General features: G+C 66.5%; 20 protein-coding genes and 2 tRNA genes. 15 read left to right on the top strand and 7 right to left on the bottom strand.

The features are described 5' to 3' along the window. Positions 1 to 287 precede the first annotated feature (287 nt). The 5 genes from ACX80V_RS20350 (at position 288) to ACX80V_RS20330 (ending at position 5,580) form a co-directional block, all read left to right on the top strand. Positions 288 to 1,370: an ABC transporter substrate-binding protein gene (locus tag ACX80V_RS20350; RefSeq protein WP_485844659.1), complete on the top strand. Its 1,083-nt coding sequence runs from the start codon at positions 288 to 290 to the stop codon at positions 1,368 to 1,370. A 3-nt stretch (positions 1,371 to 1,373) separates the two neighbouring features. Further along, complete coding sequence (locus tag ACX80V_RS20345) at positions 1,374 to 2,258, top strand: ABC transporter ATP-binding protein (protein ID WP_485844658.1); 885 nt, start codon at positions 1,374 to 1,376, stop codon at positions 2,256 to 2,258. Continuing rightward, positions 2,258 to 3,181 carry an ABC transporter permease gene (locus ACX80V_RS20340; RefSeq protein ID WP_058930059.1) on the top strand — a complete coding sequence of 308 codons (924 nt, stop codon included), beginning with the start codon at positions 2,258 to 2,260 and terminating at the stop codon, positions 3,179 to 3,181. The genes ACX80V_RS20345 and ACX80V_RS20340 overlap by 1 nt, the downstream gene beginning before the upstream one ends. 66 nt (positions 3,182 to 3,247) lie before the next feature. Then, entirely contained in the window at positions 3,248 to 4,207 is a 960-nt protein-coding gene (locus ACX80V_RS20335; protein ID WP_485844657.1) for a TauD/TfdA dioxygenase family protein, read from the top strand. Then, complete coding sequence (locus tag ACX80V_RS20330) at positions 4,204 to 5,580, top strand: LLM class flavin-dependent oxidoreductase (RefSeq protein ID WP_485844656.1); 1,377 nt, start codon at positions 4,204 to 4,206, stop codon at positions 5,578 to 5,580. Before ACX80V_RS20335 ends, ACX80V_RS20330 begins: the two co-directional genes overlap by 4 nt. A gap of 97 nt (positions 5,581 to 5,677) precedes the next feature. Here ACX80V_RS20330 and ACX80V_RS20325 read toward each other — a convergent pair whose 3' ends face one another. From ACX80V_RS20325 to ACX80V_RS20315, 3 genes are all read right to left on the bottom strand, one after another. Continuing rightward, positions 5,678 to 10,237: an ExeM/NucH family extracellular endonuclease gene (locus ACX80V_RS20325; RefSeq protein WP_485844655.1), complete on the bottom strand. Its 4,560-nt coding sequence runs from the start codon at positions 10,235 to 10,237 to the stop codon at positions 5,678 to 5,680. Between the two features lie 238 nt (positions 10,238 to 10,475). Further along, entirely contained in the window at positions 10,476 to 11,243 is a 768-nt protein-coding gene (locus ACX80V_RS20320) for a VOC family protein (RefSeq protein ID WP_485844654.1), read from the bottom strand. A gap of 146 nt (positions 11,244 to 11,389) precedes the next feature. Further along, positions 11,390 to 11,477, bottom strand: a tRNA-Ser gene (locus ACX80V_RS20315). Between the two features lie 109 nt (positions 11,478 to 11,586). Between ACX80V_RS20315 and ACX80V_RS20310 the strand changes: the two genes are divergently transcribed. From ACX80V_RS20310 to ACX80V_RS20270, 9 genes are all read left to right on the top strand, one after another. Next, positions 11,587 to 12,570: an NAD(P)H-quinone oxidoreductase gene (locus ACX80V_RS20310; protein ID WP_485844653.1), complete on the top strand. Its 984-nt coding sequence runs from the start codon at positions 11,587 to 11,589 to the stop codon at positions 12,568 to 12,570. Positions 12,571 to 12,690: 120 nt separating this feature from the next. Next, complete coding sequence (locus tag ACX80V_RS20305) at positions 12,691 to 13,302, top strand: PadR family transcriptional regulator (RefSeq protein WP_485844652.1); 612 nt, start codon at positions 12,691 to 12,693, stop codon at positions 13,300 to 13,302. Continuing rightward, positions 13,299 to 14,036: an ABC transporter ATP-binding protein gene (locus ACX80V_RS20300; protein WP_485844651.1), complete on the top strand. Its 738-nt coding sequence runs from the start codon at positions 13,299 to 13,301 to the stop codon at positions 14,034 to 14,036. The genes ACX80V_RS20305 and ACX80V_RS20300 overlap by 4 nt, the downstream gene beginning before the upstream one ends. A 1-nt stretch (position 14,037) precedes the next feature. Next, on the top strand, positions 14,038 to 16,929 hold the full coding sequence (locus ACX80V_RS20295) for an ABC transporter permease family protein (RefSeq protein WP_485844650.1): 2,892 nt from the start codon (positions 14,038 to 14,040) through the stop codon (positions 16,927 to 16,929). Between the two features lie 139 nt (positions 16,930 to 17,068). Next, entirely contained in the window at positions 17,069 to 17,353 is a 285-nt protein-coding gene (locus tag ACX80V_RS20290; RefSeq protein ID WP_058930051.1) for a DUF1540 domain-containing protein, read from the top strand. 200 nt (positions 17,354 to 17,553) lie between these two features. Beyond that, positions 17,554 to 19,857, top strand: a complete 2,304-nt coding sequence (locus ACX80V_RS20285) for a carbon starvation CstA family protein (protein ID WP_058930050.1) — start codon at positions 17,554 to 17,556, stop codon at positions 19,855 to 19,857. After that, positions 19,854 to 20,057: a YbdD/YjiX family protein gene (locus ACX80V_RS20280; RefSeq protein ID WP_485844649.1), complete on the top strand. Its 204-nt coding sequence runs from the start codon at positions 19,854 to 19,856 to the stop codon at positions 20,055 to 20,057. Before ACX80V_RS20285 ends, ACX80V_RS20280 begins: the two co-directional genes overlap by 4 nt. 116 nt (positions 20,058 to 20,173) lie before the next feature. After that, positions 20,174 to 20,866: a bacterial proteasome activator family protein gene (locus tag ACX80V_RS20275; RefSeq protein WP_485844648.1), complete on the top strand. Its 693-nt coding sequence runs from the start codon at positions 20,174 to 20,176 to the stop codon at positions 20,864 to 20,866. A gap of 8 nt (positions 20,867 to 20,874) precedes the next feature. Continuing rightward, positions 20,875 to 21,354, top strand: a complete 480-nt coding sequence (locus tag ACX80V_RS20270; RefSeq protein ID WP_058930047.1) for a hypothetical protein — start codon at positions 20,875 to 20,877, stop codon at positions 21,352 to 21,354. A 20-nt stretch (positions 21,355 to 21,374) separates the two neighbouring features. Here the strand turns inward: ACX80V_RS20270 and ACX80V_RS20265 are convergent, their stop codons facing one another. Both ACX80V_RS20265 and ACX80V_RS20260 read right to left on the bottom strand, forming a co-directional pair. Continuing rightward, positions 21,375 to 21,560 (bottom strand): hypothetical protein, encoded by a 186-nt coding sequence (locus tag ACX80V_RS20265; protein ID WP_058930046.1) that lies wholly within the window; start codon positions 21,558 to 21,560, stop codon positions 21,375 to 21,377. Between the two features lie 39 nt (positions 21,561 to 21,599). Continuing rightward, positions 21,600 to 22,595, bottom strand: a complete 996-nt coding sequence (locus ACX80V_RS20260) for a hypothetical protein (protein ID WP_485844647.1) — start codon at positions 22,593 to 22,595, stop codon at positions 21,600 to 21,602. 63 nt (positions 22,596 to 22,658) lie between these two features. Between ACX80V_RS20260 and ACX80V_RS20255 the strand changes: the two genes are divergently transcribed. Beyond that, the gene (locus ACX80V_RS20255) at positions 22,659 to 23,159 is read left to right on the top strand and encodes a hypothetical protein (protein WP_485844646.1); all 501 of its coding nucleotides are present in this window, start codon (positions 22,659 to 22,661) and stop codon (positions 23,157 to 23,159) included. Here ACX80V_RS20255 and ACX80V_RS20250 read toward each other — a convergent pair. Together ACX80V_RS20250 and ACX80V_RS20245 are read right to left on the bottom strand one after the other, a co-directional pair. Continuing rightward, complete coding sequence (locus ACX80V_RS20250; RefSeq protein ID WP_485844645.1) at positions 23,156 to 24,055, bottom strand: DNA/RNA non-specific endonuclease; 900 nt, start codon at positions 24,053 to 24,055, stop codon at positions 23,156 to 23,158. The two genes, ACX80V_RS20255 and ACX80V_RS20250, sit on opposite strands and share 4 nt — an antisense overlap. Positions 24,056 to 24,218: 163 nt before the next feature. Beyond that, positions 24,219 to 24,291 (bottom strand) — tRNA-Thr (locus ACX80V_RS20245). Positions 24,292 to 24,328: the final 37 nt, after the last annotated feature.

Below are 24,328 nucleotides of genomic sequence, written 5' to 3'. Positions count from 1 at the left end.
AATGTTGAGCCGCCGTGTCCTGGCGTTGCGGTTGATGACTTCCCGCAGCCTCGGTCCCCGACGGTCCCTGACGCATTGTTGCGCCCTGTTGTGGTGGATGACGCGGCGTGGCCTCCTGCGTCCGGATTGCCCCGTGCTACGCCCCATGGACCGCCGTGACGTGCGGTTTCGCGCTGTGAACTCCGCCCTTTTGCCGCACCTCCTTCTCTGTTCTAGTGGTTGCCACAAGCCAGCCGGCCCGGACCCGCATCACCGGTTCCACACCTCCAGCGCAGAAAGATTCACCCATGAGATTCCGAAAGCCATCCGCACGAACCGCCCCCGCTGCAGGCACTGCGGCCGCAGCCGCCGCAGTCATGGCGCTCTCGCTGGTGCTGACGGGTTGTGGCGGCGCAGCGACAGCCCAGTCCGGGGGAAGCGGCGCCGGCGCCGAACTGAAGACCATACGCTACCAGGGGTCGCCCAACACCGTGGCGCTGGTGGAAGTGGCGGAGGACCTCGGCTACCTGGGCGACGTAAAGCTCGAGTGGGTCAGCAACACCACCAGCGGGCCGCAGAGCATCCAGTCCGTGGCCACCGACCAGACCGACATCGGGGGAGCGTTCACCGGTGCCGTCATCAAGCTCATCGAGGCGGGCGCGCCCGTCCAGGCCGTCATCAACTACTACGGCGAGGACAAGGAAACGTTCACCGGCTACTACGTGGAAGAGGGCAGCCCCATCAAGACAGCCCGGGACCTGATCGGCAAAAAAGTCGCCGTGAACACCCTGGGCGCCCACCACGAAGCGATCATCAACACCCACCTGAAAAACAGCGGGCTGACGCCGGAGGAGATCAAACAGGTCCAGCTGGTGGTGGTGCCGCCGAATGAAACCGAAGTGGCCCTCCGCAAGAAACAGGTCGACGTCGGCACGCTCGGCGGGGTGCTCCAGGACCGGGCGCTCGCCGAAGGAGGCGTACGGGCCCTGTTTACCGACGTCGCGGTGATCGGCGGTTCGTTCGACGCCGGCCAGTACGTCCTCCGCAAGGACTTCCTGGCCAAGAACCCGGAAACCAGCCGCACGGTGGTTACCGGAATCGCCAAGGCCATCGAGTGGGAGCGCACCACGCCGCGGGAGCAGGTCATCGCCAAATTCGAGGAAATCATCGCCAAGCGCGGCCGCAACGAGAGCACGGAAACGCTGAAGTACTGGAAGAGCGTGGGCGTGTCATCGCCGGGCGGCCGGCTCCAGGACCAGGACTTCACCCGCTGGGCCGATTACCTGAAGTCCGCGGGAATCATCACCGGCGACCTGGACACCAAGAAGCTCTACACCAATGACTTCAACCTGCTGGAAACCCCGGCACCGGCAGCAACGTCGAAAGGATAGAAGATGACACCCAAGATCAGTCTCAGAAACGTCACCAAGGAGTTCACTGTCCGGCCGGGCAAAGGGGCGGGCAAGAACACCAGGACGGAAGCTTCCGTCCTCACCGCCTTGGATGACCTCAGCCTGGACGTGGCCGCCGGTGAGTTCCTCACCCTGGTGGGCCCCAGCGGCTCCGGCAAGACCACGCTTCTGGATCTGCTGGCGGGTCTTTCCCGCCCCACCTCGGGGAAGGTCCTGGTGGACGGCAAGGAAGTGACGGGACCCGGCCAGGACAGGGCGGTTGTCTTCCAGCAGTACGCGCTGTTCCCCTGGCGCACGGCGTCGGCCAACGTCTCCATCGGCCTCGAGAACACGGGTCTGTCCAGGAAGGAAAGGGCGGCGAAGGCCAGCGAGTTCCTCGACCTGGTGGGCCTTGCCGGGTTCGAGGACCGCTATCCGCATGAACTGTCCGGCGGTATGAAGCAGCGCGTGGCCATTGCCAGAAGCCTCGCCTATGAGCCGGACGTTCTGCTGATGGACGAGCCCTTCGCCGCCCTCGATGCCCAGACCCGCGAACAGCTCCAGGACGAGCTCCTGCGGATCTGGAAGGCCACGGGCAAAACCATCGTGTTCATCACCCACGGGATCGACGAGGCGGTATACCTCGGCCAGCGCGTGGCGGTGCTCAGCGCCCGCCCCGGCAGGCTCAAGGAAATCGTGGACATCAACATCCCCGACCGCGACGGCGACGCGGACATCCGCTCGCATCCGGCCTTTGTTGAACACCGGCACCAAGTCTGGTCCCTGCTGCATGACGAAGTCCGCCTGGCCCAGAACTCCGGCCACCGGAAGATCCTCCCGGACGGCACCGCCCCCGATGAACAACCCCTCGAAAGGAGTGCGGCCTGATGAGCACTGTGTTGACCCGACCGCAAGAGGCGGCTGCCGCCGTCGACCCTTCACTGCAGTCCGGAGCGCCGCAGCCCGGACCCTCCGGACCGTCCGGTTCAGGGCGTGGACAACGCCCGACGCCGGCAGCCAGGCTGGGTGCCGCTGCCCGCCACGCGGGGCGGGCTGGCTGGAAATCGCTCGCCGTTGTCCTGTTCCTGGCACTGTGGGAAGTGGGTCCGCTGTACCTGGCCAGCCCGGCCACCCGGGTGTTCCTGCCACCGCTGCACGAGGTGCTGGCAGCAGGAGCCAAGCTCCTGGAGAACGGGCAGCTGCAAAGCCATCTGCAGGCCAGCCTGACCCGCTCGGTGTCCGGTTTCGGCATCGCCGTGGTGTCCGCCGTTGTCCTGGGGCTCCTGATCGCCTGGTACGGCTGGCTGAATTCGTTCCTCAACCCGCTGCTGGAGCTTTTCCGCAACACGGCAACCTTGGCCCTGCTGCCGGTGTTCACCCTGCTGCTGGGCATCGGCGAGGAATCGAAGATCACCATCGTGGCCTACGCCGCGTTCTTCCCCGTCCTGCTGAACACCATCGCCGGCGTCCGGACCGTGGACCCGCTGCTGATCCGGGCCGCGAAATCCCTGGGACTGAACAGCTTCCGGCTCTTCCAGAAGGTGATCCTGCCGTCGGCGGTCCCCACGATCTTCACCGGCATCAGGATGGCCGGAACCTCCTCCATCCTGGTGCTCATCGCCGCCGAGATGGTGGGCGCCAAAGCCGGCCTGGGCTACCTGATCGTCAACGCGCAGAGCAGCTTCCTGATCCCGGACATGTACGCCGGCATCCTGACCGTCTCCGTCGTGGGCCTGCTGGTCAACACCGTGCTCGTGGCACTGGAACGGCACTTCTCCCGCTGGCGCACCGCCGTCGGCTCCGACACCTGAGCGCTCAGCCGCCACCTCTGAACGAACAACACAAAACTGCTCCTTCTGAACTGCAAAGGAAACACCATGACCGTCATCACCGAAACCAAGCTCCAGTTCACCAAGCTCAGCTCCCGCATCGGCGCCGAAATCCGCGGCCTGGACCTCAGCGCAGACCTGTCGCCGGACACCGTGGCGCAGCTCCGGGACGCCTTGAACACGCACAAGGCCCTGGTCTTCCGGGAAGCGAACATCCGCACCGACGAGGACCAGGTGCGTTTCGCCAGCCGCTTCGGCCCGCTCACCAAGGCCCACCCCACGGTGGCCTCCGTGGACGGAAAGCCAGCGGTCCTGCCCGTGGACAGCGAAAACGGCAGCGCCAACAACTGGCACACCGACGTCACCTTCGTGGTGAACCCGCCGCAGGCCTCCACGCTGCGCAGCATCACCCTGCCGGGCTACGGCGGGGAAACCCTGATCGCGTCCTCGGCCGGGGCCTACCATGACCTGCCGGAGGAGCTGCGGAACTTCGCCGACACCCTCTGGGCCATCCACACCAACGACTACGACTACTCCGTGTCCAAGAACCTGGAACATGCCAACGCCGACGAACGGCGCAAGGAGTTCACCAGGATCCACTTCGAATCCGCCCACCCCGTGGTGCGGGTCCACCCGCTGACCGGCGAGCGCGGATTGTTCATTGGGGCCTTCGCGCAGCGGCTTCGGATTGTTGGCCTGTCCAATACGGAGTCCAAGGACATCCTGCGGCTCCTGCAGGCCTACATCACCCGCCCGGAGAACGTCGTGCGCGTGAACTGGGAGCCGGACCAGCTGGTGCTGTTCGACAACCGCATCACCCAGCACTACGCCCCGGACAACTATGACGGCCAGCCCCGCCAGCTCAACCGCGTGACCATCGCCGGCGACCTTCCCCGGGGTGTGGACGGACGCAGCAGTACGTCCATCAAGGGCGACTCGTCCGCCTACTCGGAGACCGTCGTCGTTCCTGAAGCAGTTGCCCGCGAAGCAGCCGGGGTTCGCGCGTGAGTGCCGCGGTTGGCGGCGCCAGGCAGCTGCACCTGAACGCCTTCCTGATGAGCACCGGCCACCACGAGGCGTCGTGGCGGCTGCCGGAGAGCAACAGCTTCGCCGGCACGGACGTTGCCCACTTCCGGCGGCTGGCCCAGACGGCAGAGCGCGGCAAGCTCGACTCGATCTTTTTCGCCGACCCCCCGGTGCTGCACGGAAACGTGGCCCAGCGGCCTTACGGGAGCCTCGAACCTACCGTGTTGCTCGCCGCCATCGCGGCGGTCACGGAGCGGATCGGGCTGATCGCCACCGCGTCCACAACCTACAATGAGCCGTACAACCTGGCGCGGCGCTTCGCCTCCGTGGACCACATCAGCGGCGGCAGGGCGGGCTGGAATGTGGTGACCACAGCGGGGGACGCGGCCGCCAGGAACTTCTCCATGGCCGGCCAGCCCGCCCACTCGCAGCGGTACGAGCGGGCGGCGGAGTTCCTGGACGTCGCCAAGAAGCTTTGGGACAGCTGGGAAGATGACGCGGTGGTGGCGGACAAGGGCGCCGGCGTGTGGGCGGACAGTTCGCGCGTTCACCCGGTTAACCACCAGGGTCCGCACTTCCAGGTGGAGGGCGGCCTGGACGTACCCAGATCCGTCCAGGGGCACCCCGTGATTGTCCAGGCCGGCTCATCGGAGAACGGTAAGGACTTTGCGGCGCGGTACGCGGAGGCCGTCTTCACGGCGCACCAGACCCTGGCGGATGCCCAGGACTTCTACGCCGACCTGAAAAGACGGACGACGGCGGCGGGCCGGGACCCGCAGTCCATCAAGATCCTGCCGGGCATCGTTCCGGTCATCGGGGCCACGGAGGCGGAGGCCCTCAAGCTGGAACGGGAGCTGGATGAGCTGATCCTGCCGGAGCACGCGGTGCGGCAGCTGGCCAACCTGCTGCGCGTCCCGCCGGAATCCCTGAAACTCGATGGCCAGCTGCCGGCCGACCTCCCGCCGGAGGATGAGATCGAGGGTGCCAAGAGCCGCTACACGCTGGTGGTGAACCTTGCCCGCAGTGAACACCTGACCGTCCGGCAGCTCATCGGCCGGCTCGGCGGGGGCCGCGGGCACCGGACCTTCGCGGGAACGCCGGAGCAGGTGGCCGACGCCATCCAGCACTGGTTCCAGTCCGGCGCCGCGGACGGCTTCAACATCATGCCGCCCGTGCTGCCCTCCGGCCTGGACATCTTTGTGGACCAGGTGGTCCCCATCCTCCAGGACCGCGGGCTGTTCCGGCGCGAATACACCGGGCGGACGCTCCGCGAGCACTTTGGCCTGGCCGTCCCGGCCAACTCCTTTACCGGAGTCCGTGCACAGGTGCCGGACCGAGTGCCACAGCCTGCCTAAACCAACGCGAGGTCACTTCACGCCTGATATTCCCTTCGGAATGGGCGCGAAGTGACCCCCCGTTGGTTTTAGCCCGCGTTGGTTTAGTGCGAAGCGGTTAGCCGCGCAGGCACTGCTGGTACTGGATCCAGGCAACGCCGTAACGGATCCACCCCAGGACGTCGTACCACTTGGTGGGCGGTACCGGTGCCGTGCAGACCGGCGGAACGGGTCCGCTGCCAGCGACCTGGACAGCAGCCTTCACCACGGTGCCGGACTCGGCCGCAGTGAGCACCAAGGTTCCGGCCCCCGCAGCAGCGCCGGCAGGAACGGCGAGATTCACGGCGGCAGCGCCGGCAGCAACCGGGACGGTGCCAAGATCCGTTACAGTTCCGGCGCTGTCGGTGAACACCGCAGCCAGCGAGGTATTGACCGGGCTGCCCAGCGAGGTGAGGTCCAGTTTGGAGACCGCCAGCGTGATGGCATCCCCGGCCTTGACCTCGGCTGCAGTGGTGTTCACCACGGCCACGGTCCGCCGGGCGAACTCCGGCGACACGGGCTTGTGACCCTGCAGGTACTGGATCCAGGCGTCCCGGTCCACCAGCCCTGAATCCTTGGTGCCGGTTCCGTCCTTGAAGACCCGGAAGTTGTCGCCGCCGGTGGCCAGGAAGCTGAACGTTCCGATCCGGTAGGACTTCGCCGGATCGATCAGCGCACCGGCCACCCGGATGGAGGTGATCCGGTCACCGGCGGCGCGGGTTGCATCGTATGTGTAGTTGACGTTCCTGGACAGGCCCAGCTGCTGGTAGGCGCGGCTGGGGACCGTGCCGTCAGCGTTGGTCTGCCACTGCTGCTCCAGCAGTGCCTTGAACTGCGTGCCCGTCAGGGACGTGGTCCACAGGTTGTTCACGAACGGCAGGACCGAGTTGGCCTCCGCGTAGGTGATGGTGCCGTCCGGGGCGTAGTACAGCTCGTTGCGGAGGCCGCCGGGATTGACGACGCCGATTTCCGCGGCGCCCAGCTCAGCCGGCTGCAGCGACTCCAACAGTGAGTCGGCCACCAGATTGCCCAGCGTGGATTCGCTGGCCCGGTCATCGCGCTTGGCGGGTCCGCCGGCGGGGTCCGCGGTGAACGCTGTGGTGATATCCGCGGTCAGCGCACCGACCGGCTGGTTGCCGATCGCGGCGGCGTCCGCCAGGGCCTTCTTCACAATGGCATCAACCGCTGCAACCCGCGGGTAAGCGGCTACGAGGCCGGCGGCGGCATCCGTGGTCCGCTTGACGTTCCCGGCCTTCGAAGCGATGACTTCCTTGCTGGCCGTATCCACCGTGAGCTGGATCTGGCCGATGTTCTCACCATAATTGCCGGTCTGGACAATCGGCCGGGTCTTGCCGTCAGCCCCGGGGACTGGTGCGTTCCAGGCGTATTCCTTGTGCGTGTGGCCGGTGAAGATGGCGTCCACGTCGGCCGAGGTTTCGGTGACCAGCTTCGCGAACGGGCCGCCCGCTGCCACTTCCTGCTCCAGGGTGGCGCCGTCCGGTGTCCCGGACCCGGCGCCGTCGTGGTTTTCCGCGATGATCACGGAGGCGAGGTTCTCCGCCGTGATCTTGGCAGCCACGCGGTTGATGGCGTCCACGGGATCGCCGAAGTCAAGATCGGCGATGCCGGCGGGTGTCACCAGGGACGGGACTTCCTGGGTGACGGTGCCGATGACGGCAACCTTCACGCCGTCCATGTCCAGGACCGTGAATTCCGGCAGGACCGGTTCGGTGGTTCCCTTTTTGTAGACGTTCGCCCCGAGAAGCGGGAAGGTGGCGTTGGTGCCGCCCGCGATGACGCGGTCGCGCAGGTCCGCCCAGCCGCCGTCGAACTCGTGGTTGCCCACGGCGGACGCGTCCAGCTCCAGCGCGTTCAGCACGTCGATAGTGGGCTGGTCCTTGGCAACGGCCGAGGCGAACAGGGATGCCCCGATGTTGTCGCCCGCGGACAGGAAGGCCGTGGCCCCGGGTGCGGCGGCGCGCAGCTTCTCGATGGTGCCGGCGAACAGCACCGTGTTGGTGTCGATGCGGCCGTGGAAGTCGTTGATGCCCAGGAAGTTCAGCTCAACGCTGGCCGGCGTGACCGGGCCGGCAGGCAGGTCCAGGCCCACCACCACAGGATCGTGGTCGCTGGCGCGGTACTGGTCCGGCGCATAGTAGTTGGTCACATTGTTGTTATACCTGCTGTACTCCAGCGCCACGGACTCTCCGGAGTTGATGTTCCAGATGTCCGCGCCGGTGACCACTGCATCAGCGCCCGGGGAGGCCAGGATGTGGTCCAGTGAACCCACCAGCCCGCCGAACAGGTAGGAGTGCTTCGCGGAGCCGTCGGCGTTCTTCGCTTTGCCGTCCTGGTTGACGTAGCCGGCGTCCGTGAAGACATTCATCGGGTCTTCCTGGGCGTAGGAGTTGAAGTCGCCGATCAGGAAAACCTTGTCCGTGCCCTGGGTTGCCTGCAGGCCGGTGGCGAAGTCCAGGAGCGACTTGGCCTGCGCGGTGCGGGCAACGTTGGACGCCCCCTGGCCCTTGTCCGTGTCGTCCGGCGTTGCTGCCGAACCCTTGGACTTGAAGTGGTTGGCGATGGCGATGAACTTCTTGTCGTCGCCGGCGCCTACCGGCTTGAAAGCCTGCGCCAGCGGTTTGCGGGCGTTGGCGAAGGCGACAGTGTCGTTGTGGATGATGGACTCCTCCACAGGTTCGGCTGCGGCCTTCTTGAAAATGAACGCGGTGCGGATCATGTCCTCGTCGGCCAGCGGGGGAGCGTTGGCGGGTGTCCGCACGTAGTCCCAGATGCCGGGGGTCGCGATGTTGAGGGCGTCCACCAGTTTGGCCAGGGCGTCGTCGCGGTCCTTGCCGAACTGGGCGGAATTTTCAATTTCCATGAGGGACACCACGTCGGCGCCGGTCTTGGTGATCGCGGCGACGATCTTGTCCTGCTGGCGGAGGAAGTTCTCCGAGTTTGCCGCGCCGCGGGCGTCGCAGCCGCCCTGGACCGTGATGGGGTTGCCGTCGCGGTCCTTGTAGAAAGTACAGCCCGTGAGGGTGTCGCCGGTGGTGGGGAAGTAGTTCAGCACGTTGAAGGAGGCGATCTTCAGGTTGCCGCCCACGCTGGCGGGAGCCTCGGTCCGCGTGGCGCCGAAGCTGGCCGGCTGGACCGTGCCCTTGTTGGCCTCGGTGAGGTGGGTCAGCGGCTGGAACTTCCAGGCGTTGTTGGCGTAGCTGAGCACCACGTTGGTGGCGAACGTCACCGGCGAGCCCACCCGGACCGGGTCCGTGGCCGTCAGGTACGGCAGAACCTGGGCTTTGGTGGTGGCGTCCTTGAGGAAGTTGGTGGTGGAGCCGTCGTCGAGCTTGATGCCGCGGGCAGCGTTGTCCGCCACGGCGGCCTGGTATTCGGCCGAGCCGTAACGCGCGACGGCGGTGGGCTGCACCAGGGTGGTGGTCCCGCCCGAGAGGCCGATTTCGCCGTACTGGTTCAGCGAGTAGTTGTCGGTGACGGTGACCGGCCCTTGCGGTGCCAGCAGCATGCCCTCGAGTGCCTCGCGGAAGGACTCTGCCGCCGGGAGCGTGAAGGCGGTGGCCTTCACCTCGGGGACGGCATCGGTGAGCTTCGTCAGCCCGGCGGCGTCCGCCACACTGACCTGGGTCATGCCGAAGAACTCGGAAACCGTGCCGGAAACTTCCACGAAGTCGCCGATCTGCACGGAGCCTGCGGTGGCGGGGGAGTAGACAAAAACAGCGTCCGACGCCGCGTGGCCGCCCGGGGTGAGGTCGCCGCCGGTTCCGGGGGTCTGGACGTAGTAGCCGGCGAAACCGCCGGTGGGGAAGGCGGCGGTGACTTTGCCGCGCGTTGTGACGGCAGTGCCGGCCAGCGGACTGGCGGTGCCGGTGCCCTGGATTTCGGCGATGGTTTTGGTGCCGGGCACCGGTGTCGGTGTTGGGTTGGGGTCCGGCGTCGGATCCGGGACGGGGTCCACGGTGCCGCCCGCCGCCGTCGGCGTGACGGCGGTGTTCAGCGTGAAGTCTGCCCGGTTGCTGTTGCTGTCCGTCCCGGCGCTGCGGTTCAGGCTCTTGACGTCGGTGTTGCTGGCGGGCGCAACGGCGGCCTGCGTTTCAAAGGTGTTGGAGGAACCGTAGCCGAGGAGGTCTGCCACGCCGGCGGGTTCAACAACCGATCCGGTGGCGAGCGGGGCGGCGGTGGCCTGCTTCGCCAGGATGATGGTTCCGGCGGAGCCGCTGAAGTTCAGGGAGGTTGCCACAAAATCCGGAGTCGGCAGGTCCGCACCTTCAACCCCGCCGTTGTTGGCGCCGCCCTTGATGAGGTAGTGGCCCTTGGCAGGGATGGAACCGGTGAGGGCAGCCACGCTGGTGGGCGCCGCAGTTCCCGTGCCTGAACGGTACTGGACGGACCAGCCGGCCAGGGAGACCGCGGCGTCGGAGGTGTTGTAGAGCTCAACGAACTTGCTCTTGTACGCTGCGCCGGCGCTGCCGCCGCTCAGGTAGGCCTCGTTGATGACAACGGGTGAAGTGCCGGCTGGTGCTGCGTCGACGGCGAAGGCGGGGACCGCTGCCAACGGAGCTGCGATGAGCCCCGCAGACAACGCTGTTCCCAGCGCTAATTTCCAAGGTGAATGGTGCATCCGCTCTACTTTCATAGGGGCGTCCCGGTGGGGGACCCGATGGAGTGTGTCCGGGTTGTACCTACGGACAGTGTCCGGACTCCACGTTTGATCAGGTGGTGTCCGGCACAGCAAAGCAGCGCCGCATGAACGCAAGGTTGATGGTGAGTGCACTTGGCGAAACGTCCGTGGGGCAAAACAATACCGGCCGGTAGCTTTAATGAAAGCTGCCGGCCGGTATTTCGTCGAAGGAATTTACTTATGCGATGATCTTGAACATTGCACCGGTGGGGTCGGCCAGCGAGGCGAGCCGGCCGAACGGAGAGTCCTCCGGCCCGTCAATGACGGTGGCTCCGAGCGAAACGGCCTTCTCAATCGAAGCGTCCGCATCTTCGACGTTGAAGTAGACCTGCCAATTGGACGGAACGTCAGCCGGCAGATACCCGGAGGCGTCCATGATGCCGGCCTTGGCGGAATCCCCGGCACCCAGGGTGGTGTACCGGAAGTCCGGTGCATCGCTCATAACGTCCGTGTCCCAGCCGAACACCTCCTGGTAGAACTTCACGGCGGCGTCGTAGTCCTTGGTGTGGAGCTCGTGCCATGCGGCTGCGCCGGGCTCGGCGACGAGTTCATACCCCTTCATCTCGCGCGGCTGCCACACGCCGATTGCCGCACCGGCGGCGTCGCCGAAGATGGCCATGTGGCCCTGTTCCGGAACATCCATGGGCGGCATGTGGACCTGGCCGCCGTTGGCCGTGACGGCGGACGCGGTGGCCTCGGCGTCGTCCGAGCGGAGGTATGTGGACCATACGTCAGGCATGCCTGCCTGGTCCGCATCCTTCTGCATCAGCCCGGCCACGGTCTTGCCGTTCTTCCGTGCGGTGGTGTAGCCGCCGTACTTCTCCTCGTCGCCGGTCTCGTACTCCCAGCCGAAGAGTTCGCCGTAGAACTCGCGGGCTTTGGTGATGTCTGAGGTCATGAGGTCGATCCAGCAGGGTGCGCCGGGGGTGATCTCGGGTGCAGGCATGATGAGCTCTTTCTGTCGATGGGTGGCAACAGGAACGACCCTATGTCCGGGCTCCGACAGTTTCAATGGTTCCGCTCTGGCGGCCATGGGCCGTTAAACGAAGAAGCCCCGGTTCGCCATCTTGTGGCGGACCGGGGTTCCATTCGCGGAAGGTAAGAGATTCGAACTCTTGGTACGGGGTTACCGCACACTAGTTTTCAAGACTAGCTCCTTCGGCCGCTCGGACAACCTTCCCTAACGAGTAGTGTTTCATAGGCAGTTGGCTGCAACAAAACAGAGTCTGCCGTGCGTCCGGTGCACACTGGTTCTGGGGCACGAATCAGCTAGAAAACGGGAGTTCTCCATGAAAGCCGTCTACATTGCAGAACCCGGTGGTCCGGAGGTTCTGGAAGTCCGCGAAGTGGACGCGCCGGTGCCCGGCCAGGGCGAGGTGTTGATCGACGTTGTCGCCGCCGGCCTGAACCGGGCGGACGTGCAGCAGCGCCGGGGCTTCTACCCGCCCCCGCCCGGCGCGTCCGAGATCCCGGGGCTGGAAGTCTCCGGGCGGATCGCCGGCTTCGGTCCCGGTGTCACCAAGGCATTCTCCGTCGGTGACAAAGTGGTGGCGCTGCTGGCCGGCGGAGGCTATGCGGAGCAGGTAGCGGTGCCGGCGGAGCAGGTCCTGCGGATTCCCGACGGCGTTGATGTGGTCACCGCTGCGTCACTGCCGGAAGTCGCAGCCACGGTCTACTCCAACCTGATCATGACGGCGCAGCTGCAGGCCGGTGAAACTGTCCTGATCCACGGCGCCACCGGCGGGATCGGCACCATGGCCATCCAGCTGGCCAAGGCCTTCGGCGCCAAGGTGGCCACCACCGCGGGAAGCGCGGAAAAGGTGGGGACCGCGAAGGCTTTCCTGGGCGCGGACATCGCCATCAACTACACCGAAGAGGACTTCCCCGAAAGCCTCCGGCGGCAGAACGGCGGCAAGGGTGCCGACGTGATCCTCGACGTCGTGGGTGCCAAATACCTGGCGCAGAACGTTGATGCGCTCGCGGACTACGGCCGGCTCGTTGTCATCGGCCTGCAGGGCGGGGCCAAGGGTGAGCTGGATCTTGGCCAGCTCCTGCGGAAGCGCGCGGCAGTGGTTGCCACGGCACTGAGGCCGCGCCCGGTGGCGGAAAAGGGCGCCATCATGAACGCCGTGCGCGAATCCGTGTGGCCCCTCATCACGGACGGCCGGATCCGCCCGCTCGTGGCCAAGACCTTCCCGCTGGACCAGGTTGCGGCCGCCCACCGGTACTTCGACAGCGGCGACCATGTGGGCAAGATCCTGCTGGTTATGTAGGCCGGGTAGATACTGAGTATTGCTTTGCGCGGCGGACTGGGTTAGCCTCACTCTATACGCGGTATGCACGGGTCTTGGGGGTCCGTGCATACCGACGCTGACGCCACCGCTAGGAGCATCATGTCCATCCGCCACAGCCTCCTCGCCCTGCTGCAGGACCAGCCGCGTTACGGCTACCAGCTCAGGGTTGAGTTCGAGAACCGCACCGGGTCCACCTGGCCCCTGAACATCGGGCAGGTGTACACCACGCTGGACAGGCTGGAACGCGACGGCCTGGTCAGCAATGACGGCAGTGACGGCGAAGGCCACGTGGTCTACAGCATCACCGCCGCCGGCACGGCGGAAGTGAAGAACTGGTTTGCCGCCCCCGTGGAGCGCAATAACCCGCCGCGGAACGAGCTGGCCATCAAACTGGCGCTCGCGGTCACGCTGCCGGGCGTGGATGTGCAGGCCATCATCCAGGCCCAGCGGGTGGCATCCATCCGGGCGCTGCAGGACTACACCAAGGCCCGCCGCGACACGGCCGCCAACCAGCGGGCTGCGGATACCGCCTGGCTCCTGGTGCTGGATTCGCTGATCTTCCAGACGGAAGCGGAGGTCCGCTGGCTGGACCTCTGCGAGGCGCGGATGCTGCAGCAGGCGCAGACCGCGGGCCAGGCCACACCACGCAAATCGTCCAACGGGGTCACTGTGGAAGAGGCTGCCCCGCTCATCGCGGATAGCCGCCGGTGAGCGTCCAGGGGCCGCAGCAGGTCCTGGAACTCGCCAAGGTCAGCAGGACGTTCGGTGAAGGCGCGACGGCGGTCGCCGCGCTGCGCGAGGTCGACCTCAGTATCAGAGCCGGCGAGTTCGTCGCCGTGATGGGTCCGTCAGGCTCCGGGAAATCCTCCCTCCTGGCGCTGGCCGGGGGACTTGACCGGCCGACGTCGGGCGGTGTCTTTGTGGAATCAACACCACTGGGCGGGCTGGGACTGAACGAACTCGCCCGGTTGCGCCGCCGCGCCGTCGGCTATGTCTTCCAGGACTTCAACCTTGTCCCCACCCTGACGGCGGCCGAGAACGTGGCGCTGCCGCTGGAACTGGACGGGACGGCCACCCGGAAGGCGCAACGCCAGGCGCTGGATGCGCTGCGGCAGGTGGGCATCCCGGAACTCGCGGACCGCTTTATGGATCAGATGTCCGGCGGACAGCAACAGCGGGTGGCCATCGCACGGGCCATCGTGGGTGACCGCCGGCTGATCCTGGCCGACGAACCCACCGGGGCCCTGGATTCCACCACCGGCCATGGCGTCATGGAGGTGCTGCGGAGCCGTGCCGACGCCGGTGCGGCCGTGATGCTGGTGACTCATGAGGCCCGGCATGCCGCGTGGGCTGACCGGGTGGTGTTCCTCCGGGACGGCCGGATCGTGGACCAGGCAGCGGCCATGCACGATCCCGCCATGCTCCTCACGCAGGCCGGCTACTGACGTGGCACTCACCCTCGCACCGGCGCCCGGCGGGCGCCGGCAGGCTTTCCGTGTCGCCGTGCGGATGGCGCGGCGCGATATCCGCCGCCACAAAGGGCGTTCCCTCCTGATCATCCTGCTGATCATGCTCCCCGTGGCCGCCATGACGGGGGCGGTCACCCTGGTCCAGAGCACCCAGGAAACCGCCGCCGAGCGCGTGCAGTACGAGCTCGGCACCACCCAGGCGCGGTTCCGGCCCATGCCCATGGCCAACGGCGTTATGGTCCAGCACCCGGTCGAAGAGCTGCAGATCACCACCAGCGACTGGGACAGGAACCCTGACTTCACGCCGACCGATCCGCAGGACGCGATTCCGGCCGGCTACGACGTCCTCACGGAATCCACCCTCGACCTCACCGCCGAATCGGGTGCGGCGCACGTGCGTGTGGTGGGCCGCGCGGTGGACGCCACGGCCCCGGCATTTGCCGGAAAATACACCTTGCTGGATGGCAGGGCCCCCGGGACCGATGCCGAGATGCTCGTATCGCGGGGGCTGCTGGAGCGATTCGGGCTGGAACTGGGGGAGGAACTGGCGACGTCGGCGGGGACGTTTGTCGCGGTCGGAACCCTCCGCGATGCGGGCTATTCGGACAGCAACTCCATCGTCTACCTCAAACCCGGCCAGGGCAGTGTTGGCGCCCCGGCGCCAGCCTCCGCCGGTCCGGTGCCAGCCGCGTCGGCCATCAAGTCCACCATGTATTACCTGGTGGGTTCCGAGCCAGTGACCTGGAGCCAGGTCCTGGCGGCCAACGCCGTGGGTGTCACGGTGCTGTCCAGGTCCGTGGTGCTGAATCCGCCGTCCCAGGAGCGCGGGCCGGAGGGCGCAGGGACCTCGTCCAGCGCGTCGCTGCCGCTCACCACCTACGCGGCCGGGGCGCTGCTGGGCGCCCTCGCATTGCTGGAGGTGGGCCTGCTGGCGGGAGCCGCTTTTGCCGTGGGCGCCAAGGGGCAGGTCCGGGAGCTGGCCCTGCTCGCCGCGACCGGGGCCGAAATTCCTACTATCCGTTCGGTGGTGATGGCGGCTGGCCTGTGGCTCGGCGGCCTCGGCGTGGCGGCCGGCGCCGCGGTGGGACTGGCTGCGGCCGCCGGGGTGGTGATGGTGGCACGCCTGAACGGATCGGTCCGTTTCCCGGGCTTCCATCCGGACGCCTTGTTGACGGTCCTGGTGATGGTCATGGGCTACGTGGCGTGCTTGCTGGCTGCCTTGGCCCCGGCGCGGCAGGTGGCGCGCCAGGCTGTTCTGGGCGCGCTCAAATCGGGGCGGGCCCCGGCGCCGGCGGGCAAGAAGTCCGCGGTGGTGGGTGCTGTCCTGCTGGGCGTGGCTGCCGCGTCACTCGCGGCCGGCACGTGGCTCGCCGTCAGCAGCGAAGACCCTGATGTGTTCAGCTCAAGGACGCCGGTGATTGTCTGGTTCCTGCTGGGCGGCGCGGTACTGGGCGTTACGTCGCTGGTCCTGCTGACCGGCAAGATGGTGGCACTTCTTGCCAAGCGTGCCGGAGGCCTTCCCCTGGCTGCGCGCATGGCCGCCCGGGACTCTTCCCGGAACCGCAGCCGGACGGTTCCGGCGGTTGCTGCCGTCCTTGCCGCTGCAACCCTGGCCAGTGCCGGCATGGTGCTGGCCGCCAGCCAGCAGGCGAACGAGCAGCAAAACCACAACTGGTCCGCGTTGCAGAACCAGGCGGTCCTGCCGTTGTCCGTATGGCAGCCCCTGCTGGCTGACGGCACTATGCCGGACCCGTTACGGATTGACCCCGCAGCAGTGGTGTCCGCCCTGGACGGGGCAGTGGACACCGTTGAATGGACCGGTGTCCTACGCACAGCCGCCATCCGGAACTGCGAAATGCAGCCGGACCTGGTTGACGCCTCACCCGCCCAGACACCGACGTCGAGCTGCCTGCAGTATTCGTTGGCCACACCGGAAGGCAACGCGTGTCCCGTAACAGCGGGCGGGCGAGTCCTCGACCCGGAGGACTGGCGCTGCCAGGGGCCAATGCGTCCCTATGAGTCCCAGGGAAGGGCCGACTCGATAGTGGTCGGGACTGCCGATGATATCGAGAGGCTGTTCGGAACTGCCCCGACGGGGGAAGCCCGCGATGTGCTGGCCGCCGGCGGAATGGTAGTCACAAACCCTGTGTTCGTCCGTGACGGGCAGGCATCGCTGGTGGCGCGGGACGTGCGCAAGCCCGCGCGCGCCGACCCCGCCACAGGTGCCTTCCAGGGCTACGAGGAGACGGCGCGGACGGACGTGGCTGCGGCCGTGCTGGAGCCGGCCGTCAATGTGCCGTACTACGGGGTGGTATCCCCGGAAGCTGCCGCGGCGGCCGGCATGCGAGTGGATGACAGCGCCCTGCTGGTCCAGTTCAGCGCCTACCCTGATGCCGCCCAGGCGGACAAAATTTCCGAAGCGCTCGCCAGCATCTACAAGGACCGCTACGGGACCCCGTACGTGGAGCGCGGACCGGCGCAGGACGACTCGCTGATCCTCTGGTCCATCGTGGGCCTGGGTGCGCTCATCACGCTCAGCGCGGCAGGCATCACCACGGGCCTGTCCATGGCGGACTCGCGGAAAGACCACGTGACGCTTGCCGGCGTGGGTGCGGCCCCGCGCTTGCGGAAGGCGCTCGCGGGTTCGCAGGCGCTGATGACGGCGGGGCTCGGAACTGTGTTGGGAAGTGTTGCCGGGATAGTGCCGGCCGTGCTGCTGGTGACCGCAACCGGGATGGCGCGGACCGCCGTCGTTCCTTGGCTCCAGCTCGTGGCGCTGCTGATAGCGGTGCCGCTCACCGGTGCGGCCCTGGCGTGGCTGTTTACCCGGGCGAGGCTTCCGGTGTCCCGCCGGGAGGTGGGGACCTGAGCGGTCTGCCGAGGCAGCTGAGCGGGGGAGCACCGGAATTAGGTCACAAAGTTGGGTCTTTTTGATCGGGCCCAACAGGCCTACGGTGGGACCCAGGACGCTGTCCGTCCCGGACGGCCGAAGTACGGAGGAACCTCTTATGACAACACATGTTGCCGATTGCAGTGTTACCCGTTGCTCGTTTAATGACCACGAAGGCTGTACGGCCCACGCCATCACGGTTGGCGGAAGCAAAGACCACGCCAGCTGCGCCACGTTCATCGACACCGGCACACACGGCGGGCTGCCCAAGGTCCTGGCGGATGTCGGAGCCTGCCAGCGCTCCGAGTGCGTCCACAACGACCACCTGATGTGCAACGCCTCCGAAGTCCATGTGGGCCCCGGCGCTGACAACGCGGACTGCCTCACTTACGCACACGCGTAGCCACGGCTCCCGCCCGGGATTAGTCACGAAGGCCTCCGTCCAGGAAACCCTGAACGGGGGCTTTTGTGCGCTCGGCGCCTCCCGCCCGCCGTTCACCGCAATGACACACGGCGCGGGCAGAATGCCGCCTCCTCGTTGGTGCGGCGTTGGTAGGGTGCCTTTGAGCAACTCACTGAAGCACCAATTCTCAAGGAGGAGACATGGCCAGCAGGCCTGACGAACCGGTACGTGCAGCGAAAGGAAGCGGCCCATTGACCGCCGATCCGAAGCTTCCGCCAACGGCAGTGGATGAGGCCGTCCGCGAGGCTGAGGATAAGAAATGGACCCCGGCCAAGATCGCCCTGTGGGCAGCCATCGCACTGCTCGGCGGCGTCGCCTGGTTCATGCTGGCCATCGTCCGGGGCGAAACCGTCAATGCGATCTGGTTCGTTTTTGCCTCGGTCTGTACTTACCTGATCGGTTACCGCTTCTACTCCAAGGTGATCGAACGCCTCATCACCAAGCCGGATGACCGCCGCGCCACGCCGGCGGAATACAAGGCTGACGGCAAGGACTATGTCCGCACGGACCGCAACGTGCTGTTCGGCCACCACTTCGCCGCCATCGCGGGTGCCGGCCCGCTGGTCGGACCCATCATCGCGGCCCAGATGGGCTACCTCCCCGGCACCATCTGGATCATCATCGGCGTTGTGCTTGCAGGTGCCGTCCAGGACTACCTGGTGATGTTCTTCTCCATGCGCCGCGGCGGCCGTTCCCTCGGCCAGATGGCCCGCGAAGAACTGGGCGTCATCGGCGGCACGGCAGCACTGATCGCCACGCTGCTCATCATGGTGATCATCGTGGCGATCCTCGCGCTCGTCGTCGTCAACGCCCTGGGCGAAAGCCCGTGGGGCGTGTTCTCGGTGGGTATGACCATCCCGATTGCGCTGTTTATGGGCGTCTACCTGCGCTACATCCGGCCGGGCAAGATCATGGAAGTCTCCCTGATCGGCTTTGTGCTCCTGATGGCCGCGATCATCGGCGGCGGCCTGGTGGCGGAGACCGAATGGGGCTCCGCGTTCTTCACCCTGGACAAGGTGACCATTGCCTGGGGCCTTATTGTCTATGGCTTCATTGCCGCCATCCTTCCGGTCTGGCTGCTCCTGGCCCCCCGCGATTACCTCTCCACGTTTATGAAGATCGGCGTGATCGTGATGCTGGCACTGGCCATCATCGTGGTCCGCCCGGAGATCACTGTCCCGGCCTTCAGCGAGTTCGCCAGCAGGGACAACGGGCCGGTCTTCCCCGGTGCCCTGTTCCCGTTCCTGTTTGTCACCATTGCCTGCGGGGCGCTATCCGGCTTCCATGCCCTGATCTCCTCGGGCACTACCCCGAAACTGATCGAGAAGGAACGCCAGACCCGCTTCATCGGCTACGGCGGCATGCTGATGGAGTCGTTTGTGGCCATCATGGCGCTGGTCGCGGCCATCTCCATTGACCGCGGGCTGTACTTCGCCATGAACGCGCCGGCCGCCCTGACCGGCGGCACCGTGGAAACCGCGGCCGCCTGGGTCAACAGCCTTGGCCTCGCCGGAGTCAACGTCAACCCGGCCATGCTCGCGGAGACGGCAGCCAACGTCGGGGAGCAAAGCATTGTGTCCCGGACCGGCGGCGCGCCCACACTTGCCGTGGGACTCGCCCACATCATGCAGCAGTTCATCGGCGGCACGGCCCTGATGGCGTTCTGGTACCACTTCGCCATCATGTTCGAGGCGCTGTTTATCCTCACCGCAGTGGACGCCGGTACACGCGTTGCGCGCTTTATGCTGCAGGACTCCATCGGCAACTTCATCCCGAAGTTCAAGGAGCACTCGTGGCGTCCGGGAGCCTGGCTGTGCACCGCCGTTATGGTGGCCGCGTGGGGTGCCGTGCTGCTCATGGGCGTGACCGATCCGCTGGGTGGCATCAACACGCTGTTCCCGCTGTTCGGCATCGCCAACCAGCTGCTGGCCGCGATCGCGCTGTCCGTGTGCCTGGCCATCGTCGCCAAGCGGGGGAGCTTCAAATACCTCTGGATCGTGGCCGTACCGCTGGCGTTCGCGGCGGTGGTGACCATCACCGCGAGTTACCAGAAGATCTTCTCCTCAACGCCCGCCGTCGGCTACTTCGCCAACAATGCAGCCTTCAGCAAGGCACTCGCGGACGGCAAGACCGAGTTCGGCACAGCCAAGAGCGTCGCCGCCATGGAAGCCGTGGTGCGCAACACCGCGATCCAGGGCTGGCTGTCCGTCATCTTTGTGGTGCTCAGTATTATCGTCATCGCCATGGCACTGGTGGCCACCATCAAGGCCTTCCGCAACCATTCCGCTGGGTTGCCGAACGTTGACAACGAGGACGAGGCCCGGCCCTCGAAGGTCTTCGCGCCCGCCGGGCTGATCCCCACACCCGCGGAACGTGAGCTGGAGGCCGAGTGGAACAAGCTGCCGGCCGATTTGCGCTTCGAAAGGGCAGGTCACCACAAATGAGCCCCGGTCTGGCCGTGGTGGCAACAGGGTTCCGGGGTTTCGCCCGGTACCTCGGCGGCGTGCTCGGTGCTGATGCGTACGCCAAGTACCTGGACCACCACCGCGCGGCCGGACATGGGGAGCCACCGCTGACGGAACGCGAGTTCTGGCGGGACCGGACGGACCGCCAGGACTCCAACCCGCAGGGCCGGTGCTGCTGACGCTGACGGCCGGCCAGCCTTCATCGGCTGGCCGGCCTCATCTACTGTGCTGCTTCATCAACTAGGCTGCTTCATCAACTGGACTGCCCGTCCTCGGCTCGTGAGAGTATGAACGCATGAGCGATCCCACAGACACTCAGCCTGATGATGTCCCCGTTGAGGGCAGGACCCTCGACAACGGCGAACCGGCCATGCCGGCTGTGCCCATCCCGGCTGGAGCCGGCGCCGGCCCCGGCGCTGCAGGCCCGGTGACTACCGGCCCGGCGGCGTCGAGCACGTCACTCGGGGGCAAGGCCAAGGGCAGCAACCTGCAGGACCTTGTGGACGAGCCTGCGAAAGTCATGCGGATCGGCACCATGATCCGGCAGCTCCTGGCGGAGGTTAAGTCGGCTCCACTGGACGACGCCGCGCGCGAACGCCTGGCCGAGATCCACGAACGTTCCATCAAGGAGCTGGAGGACGGGCTGGCACCGGAGCTCGTTGAAGAACTGGAACGGATCAGCCTGCCCTTCCCGGAGAACACCACACCGTCCGACGCCGAGCTTCGGATCGCCCAGGCGCAGCTGGTGGGGTGGCTGGAAGGCCTCTTCCACGGCATCCAGACGGCCATCGCAGCCCAGCACGCCGCACGGGAGCAGACCGCCGCGCAGCTGCACATGAAGCAGCTTCCGCCGGGCACCATGATCGCCCCTGGTGTGGTTATTGGGGAGAACGGCGAGCCGCAGAGGGCCGCTGCCGGCCAGCATTCCGGTCCGGTGCCGTCAGGCCGGCCGGAGGACCCGGACCACGGTCCCGGCCAGTACCTCTAGGTTCCTGCGTGGGATTCTTTACTGCCGCCCGCCAAGGGCGCAAGGACGATGCTGAGCTGGGCAAGGGCCTTTGGCGCCGCGCCCACGATCGTTTCCACCGTGGCCTGGACCGATATCACCAGGTCCTCGAAGGCGTCGAGGACGAGCAGCTTTATGCGGAACTCGTGGAAGTCGCGAACGAGCTGGCGGGGCTCCTGGAACGTGTCCGTGTTGTTTGCGTCGAGGCCCAGCGACGTTCGCCCAGCGAGGGGCTGGACATTCCTGGAGACTTGGCCGGTGTGCACCGGTCGCTGTCGAAGGCAGGCAATTCACTGGCCACCACTGCCGAGGCTGCCGCAATGCTGCGGCTCGCCGTCGGTCCCGTCCCGGTGGGCGCGGCCTCGGTACGCCGCCGCGCGGAATCAGTCTTTGAGCAGGTGGCCGACGCCGAACGCCGGCTCGCCGAGGATGCCGCCGCCGGTGGCCAGCCCGAAAGCCGTTCCGGCTGAGCGGTATTTCCGGCTGAGCCTCAGGCGGCGATCCTGGCCTGCCCCACGGCAACAGCGTCAATAACGGCCCACGATTCCTCGGTGCCGCAGTTCCGGCTGGCGAAACGCTCGGCTTCCCTCAGTGAGTCGAAGATTTCACTGCGGATCCGGCCGCAATCGGCGTCGAAGTACGTGACGTGAAATTCCTGTGCAAGTTGGTTTTCCATAAATCCAGTCTGCAACCGGGGTCTGACATTAACCGTTCATCAGTCCCGCGTGTTGCCCAGGCGTAGCACGCGCTCCTGCGCGAGCATGGCCGAACGCTTGGCCTTATCTGCTGCCCGGGCCGCCTGCTTGGCTTCGGCGGCAGCCGTGCCCAGGATTTTCCTGGCGCTGTCCAGCTGCTCCTCCGCGGCTTTGATCCGGTCGCGGAGCTGGCGTGTTTCGCGGGTCAGGTCCGCGACTTCGGCCTCCGTGTCTGCCAGCTGCCTTTGCCGGTCCGCGGCCAGCCGGGCGGACTCCTCCTCTGCTGCCTTGGCCTCGCCCAAGGCAGCGCTGGCTTTCTCCAGGGCCGAGGGGGACGCCGGCCGCGGAGTCTCCCGGACAGCCTTGAGGCGCGGCTGGTCCGCATGTTTGCGGGTGCCGTGCTCCGCCGTCGTCCGTTCTTCTTCCGGTGCGGTAGCCGCCGGTGGCTGTTTGGTAGTGCGCTGCGTGGTGGTGGACAGCGGCGTGGCGCGCGGCGCCGGCAAGGCCCCGGGCACCGCTACGGCCCCATCGAGATCAACCGTGTCCACGCCGTCGGCGGACAGCGCCTGGACCAGCAGTCCGCTTTGGACGGCGGCTGTGGCACCTTCGTCGGCGGTCATCGCCTGCAGGGTCCGCTCGACGTCGGCGGCGATGGTGGCGCTGATGCTGCGCCCCTGGCGTTCTGCAACGGCGCGGGCGGTGTCGACGGCGGTCCCCAGCAGGGTGCGGCGCTCCCGCGCCAGTTCCCGGAGGGCGGCGGCGTCGAGGGATGCCTGGGCCGACCGCATCCGTTGGCCGAGCTCGGAAAGCTGCGCGAGCACTCCTGGCTCATGGATGGCCAGCATGTTGACGGCCCAGGCCGCCGCTGACGGTTTTGGCAACGCCTTGACGGCAGCCGGGAGATCCTTCCCGGAACCGGCGGCTGCCTTGGCTGCGGCGGTCCGGGCAGCCACAAATTCCTCGAAAGGCAGGGCATACAGTTCGAACGCGATAGCCGTCAGCGCCTTGTCATCCATGCTCGCCATCATAGGGGGCGGGCTCCGGAGCCGAAGGGTATGTGTGCCGCCTAGACTGGCCGCATGAGAAGAGTGTGGGGGCTCCTTGTCCGGTCGGCCGTTCTGATGTTGGCAGTCTGCATCCCGGTGGCCGGCTGCTCGAAAGTCTGTCCGGCCATCGGGTGGGTCAACTCCATCACGGTTGAACTGGCGGGTGACGTCTCGCGTGTGGATACCGTCCAGCTGTGCGCCGATGGCGCTTGTTCGGAGTTGCGACCGGAGCCTGGGACAACAGCACCGCGCATTGTCATGACAACACCGCTGGATGCCAGGGCCTCGCCCACTCCGGAAGCCCAGCCGACCATGGCCCTGTTCTACGCTGAAAGGATCGACGCCGATACCTGGCGGTTCACCGTCAGCATGAGCTCTCCTGACCACGTGACCGCTAAAGCGCTGTCTGCCACGGGCGAGGTCCTCGCCGAGAAGGAAGCCGACCTGGACTGGAAGCGGGTGGGCGGCTCGGCCCAGTGCGGCGGTCCCGTGGAAGCTTCGCCGGTCGAACTCACCGTCAGGCCGGGGCTCTAGTCTCCGTTCAGATCGAAGTCCAGGTCCAGGTCCTCCGGAGACACGAGCGTCCGCCACGTCGACTTCACCCGGGCGGTGGGTAGTTCTGCGGCGATGGGCATCCGGTCAACGGCCACGAGCTGGTCCAGATCCAGGCCGGTGACGGCGGCGATATCGCGGACGGGGACCTGGAAGGTCCGGAACGGGCCCAGGGGCGGGGCCTCGTCCACGGCGCCCGGGCGGGGCACGTCGGGCAGGTCGGCCAGTTGTGGTGTCTGGTCCACGATGTAGCCGGTGGCCGCAAGCTCCCCGTCTTGGAGGAATGCGGCGACCTTGAAGAACAGCAGCGGAATCTCCACGCCGCGGTACACCGGGTCATTGTCCCCGAAAATGGGTCCGGTGAACACGATCAGCCGCCGGCCGTGGTCGGCGGCATGCTCCAGCAGGTAGGACTCCAACCCCAGCCACAGGTCCAGGCTCTGGTTGAACTTCGCAGCCTGGGGCACGGCGTTTGTGTAGTGGAACGTGTCCTCATTCGCTTGGGCGGCCTCCTGTCGCGTATGACCCCAGACGGCTGAGGCGCGCCGGACCAGGTGTCCTCTATCAAGGTCGTTCCGGGCGTAGAGCTGCTCACCGGTCTGCTGGTCCTCGGCCAACCTTGGATCCAGCTGCCATTGGATCCCGGATCGGTCCAGTTCCATCAGCTTCTCCCCGTCGATGCCGAGGGCCGTGACGGCGGCCAGGCGCTTGTCCAGCCGCATGAGCACCGAGAAATGGGTGTAGGGCAGCAGGATCGTTTTCGTGTCGGCCAGAATCGGCAGAGGAACCTGTACACCCAGGAAGGCGACGTCGTACCCCGACCGGTTCAACAGATCACGTGCAGCGGCAGAACCCGGTACCAGCAATAGTTCATCCATGGCCGGACACTAGCAGTGGAAGATGACGGAGGGATGAATTTCGGTGGACCACAGGGAAACTGCCGTCGGCGGCCCAGCTCAATGCGGCGGGCTGCCGGAGGGCTTAACCAGCGAAAAACCCCGTATCATCGTCGAAATCAACGACAATACGGGGTTTGTCCCGAGCTTCCTATCAGAATCGAACTGATGACCTTTTCATTACGAGTGAAACGCTCTACCGACTGAGCTAAGGAAGCACCGCACAATTCGCCCGGCGTAACCGGGCGGTTCATG

The organism is Pseudarthrobacter arbutini, from assembly GCF_054510915.1.
This window is presented reverse-complemented; position numbering and strand designations above follow the sequence as displayed.

Excerpts from the sequence above, each read along its gene's own strand:
- ACX80V_RS20275 (WP_485844648.1), top strand. The coding sequence starts at position 20,174 with ATGAGCGATCCCACAGACACTCAGCCTGATGATGTCCCCGTTGAGGGC.
- ACX80V_RS20305 (WP_485844652.1), top strand. The coding sequence starts at position 12,691 with ATGTCCATCCGCCACAGCCTCCTCGCCCTGCTGCAGGACCAGCCGCGT.
- ACX80V_RS20345 (WP_485844658.1), top strand. The coding sequence starts at position 1,374 with ATGACACCCAAGATCAGTCTCAGAAACGTCACCAAGGAGTTCACTGTC.
- ACX80V_RS20265 (WP_058930046.1), bottom strand. The coding sequence starts at position 21,560 with ATGGAAAACCAACTTGCACAGGAATTTCACGTCACGTACTTCGACGCC.
- ACX80V_RS20335 (WP_485844657.1), top strand. The coding sequence starts at position 3,248 with ATGACCGTCATCACCGAAACCAAGCTCCAGTTCACCAAGCTCAGCTCC.
- ACX80V_RS20280 (WP_485844649.1), top strand. The coding sequence starts at position 19,854 with ATGAGCCCCGGTCTGGCCGTGGTGGCAACAGGGTTCCGGGGTTTCGCC.
- ACX80V_RS20250 (WP_485844645.1), bottom strand. The coding sequence starts at position 24,055 with ATGGATGAACTATTGCTGGTACCGGGTTCTGCCGCTGCACGTGATCTG.
- ACX80V_RS20350 (WP_485844659.1), top strand. The coding sequence starts at position 288 with ATGAGATTCCGAAAGCCATCCGCACGAACCGCCCCCGCTGCAGGCACT.
- ACX80V_RS20340 (WP_058930059.1), top strand. The coding sequence starts at position 2,258 with ATGAGCACTGTGTTGACCCGACCGCAAGAGGCGGCTGCCGCCGTCGAC.
- ACX80V_RS20285 (WP_058930050.1), top strand. The coding sequence starts at position 17,554 with ATGGCCAGCAGGCCTGACGAACCGGTACGTGCAGCGAAAGGAAGCGGC.
- ACX80V_RS20290 (WP_058930051.1), top strand. The coding sequence starts at position 17,069 with ATGACAACACATGTTGCCGATTGCAGTGTTACCCGTTGCTCGTTTAAT.
- ACX80V_RS20260 (WP_485844647.1), bottom strand. The coding sequence starts at position 22,595 with ATGGATGACAAGGCGCTGACGGCTATCGCGTTCGAACTGTATGCCCTG.
- ACX80V_RS20255 (WP_485844646.1), top strand. The coding sequence starts at position 22,659 with ATGAGAAGAGTGTGGGGGCTCCTTGTCCGGTCGGCCGTTCTGATGTTG.
- ACX80V_RS20310 (WP_485844653.1), top strand. The coding sequence starts at position 11,587 with ATGAAAGCCGTCTACATTGCAGAACCCGGTGGTCCGGAGGTTCTGGAA.
- ACX80V_RS20325 (WP_485844655.1), bottom strand. The coding sequence starts at position 10,237 with ATGCACCATTCACCTTGGAAATTAGCGCTGGGAACAGCGTTGTCTGCG.
- ACX80V_RS20320 (WP_485844654.1), bottom strand. The coding sequence starts at position 11,243 with ATGCCTGCACCCGAGATCACCCCCGGCGCACCCTGCTGGATCGACCTC.